Annotated in this window: 6 protein-coding genes; all 6 read right to left on the minus strand. The window is 45.8% G+C overall.

Annotated elements, in window-relative coordinates; genetic code table 11:
• Positions 1–52: 52 nt before the first annotated feature.
• On the minus strand, positions 53–214 hold the full coding sequence (locus EOO49_RS19185) for a hypothetical protein (RefSeq protein ID WP_290848734.1): 162 nt from the start codon (positions 212–214) through the stop codon (positions 53–55).
• Between the two features lie 318 nt (positions 215–532).
• Positions 533–1,669 carry a hypothetical protein gene (locus tag EOO49_RS19190; RefSeq protein WP_290848736.1) on the minus strand — a complete coding sequence of 379 codons (1,137 nt, stop codon included), beginning with the start codon at positions 1,667–1,669 and terminating at the stop codon, positions 533–535.
• 44 nt (positions 1,670–1,713) lie between these two features.
• Complete coding sequence (locus EOO49_RS19195) at positions 1,714–2,247, minus strand: hypothetical protein (RefSeq protein WP_290848738.1); 534 nt, start codon at positions 2,245–2,247, stop codon at positions 1,714–1,716.
• 152 nt (positions 2,248–2,399) lie between these two features.
• Positions 2,400–3,167 (minus strand): LytTR family DNA-binding domain-containing protein, encoded by a 768-nt coding sequence (locus EOO49_RS19200; protein ID WP_290848740.1) that lies wholly within the window; start codon positions 3,165–3,167, stop codon positions 2,400–2,402.
• Positions 3,157–5,319, minus strand: coding sequence for a tetratricopeptide repeat protein (locus EOO49_RS19205; RefSeq protein WP_290848742.1), 2,163 nt, complete (start codon positions 5,317–5,319; stop codon positions 3,157–3,159). Before EOO49_RS19205 ends, EOO49_RS19200 begins: the two co-directional genes overlap by 11 nt.
• A 770-nt stretch (positions 5,320–6,089) precedes the next feature.
• The coding region (locus EOO49_RS19210; RefSeq protein ID WP_290848744.1) for a hypothetical protein at positions 6,090–6,411 on the minus strand (322 nt) is incomplete at its 5' end.

A 6,411-nucleotide genomic window follows, 5' to 3' on the forward strand; every position in this document is an offset into this window, starting at 1 on the left:
AATTTCCAAGGCTGTCAGGTCGCCAAAATCGGTCGTGCCGCGAGCCTTTTTGTTACTTTTGCGGCGAGGCAAACCGAGGAACGAGGTTCACTGAATCCTTTAAAAAACAATAAAAATCATTGAAGTAAAAGTAAGCCCCGCTGGCAGGCGACGAATCAAAATCAAAGCAGGCGGCAGCGCAGCTGCCGAAAGAAGCAAAATGAGCTTCGCTCATTTTTATCAGGCTTCGAGAGTGAGATTGGTTCAGGAAAAAATATAAATTTCTTAATGAAAAAAAGATCGTCTTACGACAATCCTAGCCCGGATGCGGGCAAACTAGCCTTTTGCAGAAAAAACCGCATTTTTCTTGGCTTAAAACAGCGACCGCAGGAAGCTCGTTTTAAACCCTAGAAAAACCGGTTTTTGCAAAAAAGCTAGTGCCTGGTAGCCGGAAAAAGCTCAAAAAAAAAAGAGCGCGACCCCTCGCAAAAAAAAACCGTAATCAAAAAAGATCACGGCTTCAAAAATCAATCGGTATTGGTTAGGAATTGATTTATTTTTTAATCGCATTGATGAACTTCATCAAAACCGCATCGGTTTCTGCGATGGTATTTTTATCGTTGGCGACGTTGCTTGAAACGACCAAAGTAAGTTTAGGATTCGTTGGATGCTCGAGGATGTAGATCACGAAATTTCCTTTGTCTTTCCAGTCGGAGGCGTTGATGTGCGAACGGCTTTCGGTATTGCTCGTAAACTTGTAACCTTTGAGTCCGTTTACGGTGACTTTCTCGTACAAATCCATAAGGTTGGCCTTTTTGTTGGCTTTGTTCACTTGGTAAGAAAGCTGTGAAAGGCGCAACTTTTCGTCGCAAAGGCCGTTGAAATCGTCGTACGGAATCGTGTATTTGGCGATGTCGTAATCCTTGAACGCTTTTTTGGAGTTGTAAAGGTTGTTGTAGTTGGCCCAAACGGTTCCGCCGTGGATGAAATCGTCTGCGAGTTCCTGCACGTTCATGCCCGGGAAATTGTCGCTGTCGATGGCGAACGCTCCGTACCAAATCTCTTTTTCACGCAATCTGTATCCGACGACCGTTTCTTTCCTATCGAGTTGGCCCGTCTGTTTGTGGTCGATGTCGCCCACGACGTTCGTCTTGTCGATCGCCAAATCAAGGAAAGGCAACGCCAGATTCTTCGCGTCCCAAACCGGAACATTGAAAACAAGCGGCTCGTTCAACTGCACTTGCGGACCGTACTTTTGGTAGCCGGTTTCCTCAACCACATAAAATCCGACTTTCAACTGCATCGTCTTTTGCTTTTCCTGGCCTTTCGCCGATGACAAAATCCAATCGAGCGTGTTGCCGCGATTCGGGAAACCGTCCGTTCCAAAAACCTTGTGTTTCTTGTTTGCCGCAGACTTGAAGAAATCCTCGATGGCAACGTAACCTTCTTTTTGGGTGAAAAACATCTGGATATCACGTTTGTCGGCATCCAAAAGTTGGGCATAAAGTACCGATGCGCCAGAAATGACCGTGACTTTCTTCGGATTCTTGAAACTGATCTGCAAAGAAGGCAAATCTTTAGGCAAAATCGTTCCTCCGGATTTCACTTCCTTCCCATTGATAAAAGCCTGCAATTGGGCATTGCTGTTCAGCGTCACGGCAAGAAGCGCCGCAAGTAGCATTTTTTTCATTAGTATGACTATTGTTTTGGTTATTTAGGCGGCGAATCTACAAATTAAATGGCGACCACGACCTTGGCCGACGCACTTTTACGCGCGGCGAGCAAGGCGAACAAACCTGCGACGATCACGGGAATTCCAGACATCAAGGCCAAAGTGCGGCTGTTCAATCCGGAGTATTCCCCGCGTTCGATGTCAGGAGAAGCGAAATAGACGACTAGCGTCACGACGACTGCCCCGACAAGAAGTTGCGTTACAAGCGCGGGTTTCTTGCTGAAAAGCAATACCACGAAAGCTAGCGAAAGTGCGATCAAAACACCTATGAAAATCTGAACGATCAGGTATGTCGATTCTTTTGGCGAATCGGCGATCATTTTTTCGGCTTTGGCCAGCTCTCCGTCGAGGTAGGTTTTCGTTTCACCTTCCGTGCCTTTTACCTGTTGGCGAAATTGCTCTATTTGTGAGTTGGCTTGTGTCAAATCTTCCGCGATGTCTTTTTTGTCCAATTCGGCTCTGTGAATGCTCAACACGCAAAATAGTATTGCAACTAGGAAGGAAATAATTCCGAAAATTCGGGCTACTGTTTTCATTTGTTCTGGTTTTTTGATAGTAATATTATGTGCCGTCAAGCGGATTTGCTCGTTGAAAGTGCAAGGATAAACCAAACAAAATCGAAATTTCAGGCCAATGAACAAGCGTGGCATTCGGACGCATTTTCGTCAAAGAACGACGGAAATCCGTTTCAGGAATTCTCGAGCAAAACCAGGAAGTCGTCTTTTTTCCGGACAGAAAGCGGAATGGTCGTCTTGTTCTTCATCACGACCCGATTCCCGCCGTCAGCCTTTACGAAATGGTCGAAGTACGCCATGTTGATCAGGTGCGATTTGTGGGTTCGGAAAAAGTTGTGAGGTGTGAGCATCGTCTCGTATTCCTTGAGATTGTTCGAGACGACGAGTTTTGGAGCGTTGATGAAATTGAAGGTCGTGTAGTTTTTGTCAGACTCGCAGTTCACGATGTCCTGAACGTTCACCGAATAGATTTTGTCGGCGGTCCTGAGCACGAGTTTCTGCAGGTTTTTGGGCCTTTCGAGATTTGAGAACAAATTGTGGAGCTTGACCTCAAAAATTTCACGTCCAAAAGATTCTTCGGCTTTTTTGACAGCTTCGACCAAATCTGTCGGACTCAACGGTTTCAGCAGATAATCGATGGCCGAAAACCGAAAAGCGCGAATCGCAAAATCTTCGAAGCCGGTAATGAAAATCACTTTGAAAGTTATGGGTTTGAGTTTCTGGAGCAGATCGAAACCTGTGCCGTCGGGCATTTCCACGTCGAGAAAAACCAAATCTGGCGAGGTTTGCCGAATGAGCGCCATTCCGGATTCAACCGAATCGGCTTGACCGACAATCAAAATATTCGGGCAATTCGACTTGATCATCGCGACATTTTCCTTGCGGATATTCTCGATATCGTCGATTATGACGGCTTTCAACATAGCTTTGTCAGTTTTCATAAATGTAAGGAATTTCGAAAGCGACTTTGGCCCCGATCACATTTTTATATTGGTCGAGGATATTGTCGGCTTTAATTGCAAACGAAGCGTTTTTTGAATAGTGCTCGAGGCGGCGACGCGTGATGTCCATCGCCATCGATTTGTGGTTTTGGGCAGTTTTGGTGGCGTCGAATCCGCTTCCGTTATCGGAAACCTCAAAAAACAATTTGTCGCCTTTCAGATGGAAATCAATGTGCAAAATCCCGCCTTCTTTCTTTCCCGAAAGCCCGTGTTTTATGGCGTTTTCTATAAAAGGTTGCGTGAGCATGGGCGCGAGAAAAATCGATTCGGTGTCGATCGAATCATCGACGTTGAGCCTGAAATCGAAATTCCGGTTGTAAAGCAATTGTTGGATCGAGACGTAATTCTCGAGCAGTTCGATCTCTTCGGCAAGCGAGGTGTAATTTTCGTCGGACGATTCGAGAATCTGGCGCGTCAACCTGGAAAATTGGTTCAGATAATCGACGGCTTCGTCCTTTTGGTTGTTGTGGATGAGACCGCGCACGTTTTGGAGCGAGTTGAAGATAAAATGCGGATTCATTTGGGAACGCCTCAATTTTTGTTCGGTCAGAATTTGTTTGCGCTCCATTTTCAACTTTCGGACTTTATAGATCGCATACCCGATTCCGAGCAAAATCGCCAAAGATGCGAATCCCAGAATCCACCAAAGCTTTTGGTGCTGTGACGCCTGAAGTTGTCCGTCTTTCGATTTTACGGCATTTTTCAGTGTGTTCTCACGACTTTTATAGGCGTAACTGTACTTGATTTGCGCGGCTTTGTCGATGTTTTGCGGACTGAAAACGCTGTCTTTGAGCTTGTCGTGGACGGCCTGTTTTTCGAACGCCAGCTTGTATTGTTGCTGCTTGTAATAAATCTCCGACAGCAAACGCGAAACGTCTTTCCGAAAGTCCAGAATATTGTGTTTCGTGGCCAGTGCATCGCTTTCGTTGGCATAAAACAACGCTTTTTCATAGTCTTCGCCATTAAAATACACGCGTCCCATTTTGAGATAACAGTAAGCCAGTTCGCGATCGGCGCCCAATTCCTTATCGATTTTGGCGGCTTTTTCGAACGCTTTGAGCGCCGCATCGCGATTGTTGGTTTGCATTTCGAGTGTTCCGATGTTTGCCCAAACGTCGGCAACGCCAGATTTTTGGTTGATATTCTGAAAAATCGCCAAAGCCGCCTCAAAACCTTGTCGCGCTTCAGTAAAATTCCCATTGCTCAACTCGATCAGGCTCAAATTCGTACGAACCGATGCAATCTCGCTTTTGTCGTTGAGTTTTTCGAACATGACCAGCGCTTTTTTGAAGTATTCGGATGCATCCGATTGCCTCTTGAGAAGCGAATAAACGCCGCCGATACTGGATAAAGCCGACGCGATTCCCGGCTGATCGCCAATTTGCTGTTTGATCTCGAGTGCCTTGTGGAAATATTCAAGCGCTAAAGTGAACTTGGCCTGTCGTTTATAGGCGGTTCCGAGGTTGATCATACCATTTCCGATTCCGGTTTTATTGCCCGATTTCTCGTCGAGATCGACTGCTTTCTTGTAAATGTCTATGGCTTTTTCGTATTGACCCAACTTCGAATAAAGCACGCCGAGTCCTCTTAAACTGATTGAAAGCCGCTTGGCATTCCTTGCTTCTTCGGCCAGCTCGATCGCCATTTTGTAATTTGATTCGGCCTTTTCGTAGTCGTCTATCAAAAACCGCAGACGTCCGAAATTGTGGTAACAAGCGGACATTCCGGCCTTGTCGTTGAGTTTTTCGTAGGCCGTCAGCGCTTCGTTATAATAAGGTTCCCATGACAACTTATCGCTGTTTTTCTCGGAAATCGCATTGGCGGTAAAAAACAAACTTTTGGCTTTCCCCTGCGCATAATTGAGTTGGCCTGACAAACTTTCTGATTCCTTAAGCAAGACCAACGCCCGATTTGCATCGGTTTGGAAAATCCTCGAAGCGATATTGTTGAGAAGATTTACTCTTGTCGTGTCGCTTTTGGTGTGGGATTTTAGCGCAGTTTCCAAACTGTCCAGCACTTTTTTTTGGGCATACGCGCCAAGTGAGAGCAACAGTAACAAAAACAGTGTGGTCTGTTTTAGGAAATGGGGCATTTTTTGGTTTTTGGTTTTTACAAAAGTATGGTCTTTTGATTGCAAAATCTTTTTTCTGTTTTATTTCCTGTGGAACCGGAAACTTTACTCTTAAGCTGCAAGGAACGAGCTGCGCTCGTTTGCTTCTTTTCGCCGGCTGCGCCGTCGCTTGCTTTGATTTTGATTCGTCGCCTGCCAGCGGGGCTTACTTTTGCCTCGCCGCAAAAGTAACAAAAAGGCTCGCGGCACGACCGATTTTGGCTACCTGACAGCCTTGGAAATTCGGGAATTAAAGGAACTCGCGGGCACATTTTCTCGAAACGACTTCGTCTTGAGGTCGCTCAAACAACCTTTAATTCCACGAATTTCCAAGACGTCAGGTGCCCGCCAAAACGCTCAAATGCCGGACTGATCGGAAGTATCTATTTGCTTTTTAGCTTGCTTCGCTGCGCTAAAAATTGTCTCCACAGGAAATTTTTTGTTTGCGAGAACTTTCCGGTTGTCTTCGTAACGAAAAACAGGTGTGTCTTTGACGGAAACAATCGATTGGCCTTGATCGAAAATCTTGGGATTTACGTTTGGCACTAAACAAACACTCGGATCAAAAACCTTAACATTTTCTACAGAAAATCTGTAATCAACTCTCGGTTTTTTCCCCGGACTTCGGCCAAACCTAACAAATCTCCGAGATTTGTTAGGTCTTAGGAAAATGCGGCTTTCACAGATTTTGATATGTTTTTCGGACGTTCCGAAGCACGGGTTTTCAACGCCAAAAGTTTCCGGTGACGACGTTATGGAAACGATTGTGGCGATTGAAGAAATCTGGTGTTTCGGAGACGCATTTTTCCAAAGCGATAGCGGCGGAAAAATGTCAATAGACACTTTCCAAATAGTCCGGCATTTGAGCGTTTTGGCGGGCACCTGACGTCTTGGAAATTCGTGGAATTAAAGGTTGTTTGAGCGACCCGAAAAGTTTCTCGTACCCAAAAAGTCTCCGCGAGTTCCTTTAATTCCCGAATTTGCAAGGCTGTCAGGTCGCCAAAATCGGTCGTGCCGCGAGCCTTTTTGTTACTTTTGCGGCGAGGCAAAAGTAAGCCCCGCTGGCAGGCGACG

Source organism: Flavobacterium sp. (assembly GCF_004295795.1).
Classification (GTDB): domain Bacteria; phylum Bacteroidota; class Bacteroidia; order Flavobacteriales; family Flavobacteriaceae; genus Flavobacterium.

What these genes read in the sequence shown, in the direction of transcription:
- EOO49_RS19195 (WP_290848738.1), bottom strand. Translation starts at nt 2,247, where the DNA reads ATGAAAACAGTAGCCCGAATTTTCGGAATTATTTCCTTCCTAGTTGCA.
- EOO49_RS19200 (WP_290848740.1), bottom strand. Translation starts at nt 3,167, where the DNA reads ATGAAAACTGACAAAGCTATGTTGAAAGCCGTCATAATCGACGATATC.
- EOO49_RS19190 (WP_290848736.1), bottom strand. Translation starts at nt 1,669, where the DNA reads ATGAAAAAAATGCTACTTGCGGCGCTTCTTGCCGTGACGCTGAACAGC.
- EOO49_RS19205 (WP_290848742.1), bottom strand. Translation starts at nt 5,319, where the DNA reads ATGCCCCATTTCCTAAAACAGACCACACTGTTTTTGTTACTGTTGCTC.
- EOO49_RS19185 (WP_290848734.1), bottom strand. Translation starts at nt 214, where the DNA reads ATGAGCGAAGCTCATTTTGCTTCTTTCGGCAGCTGCGCTGCCGCCTGC.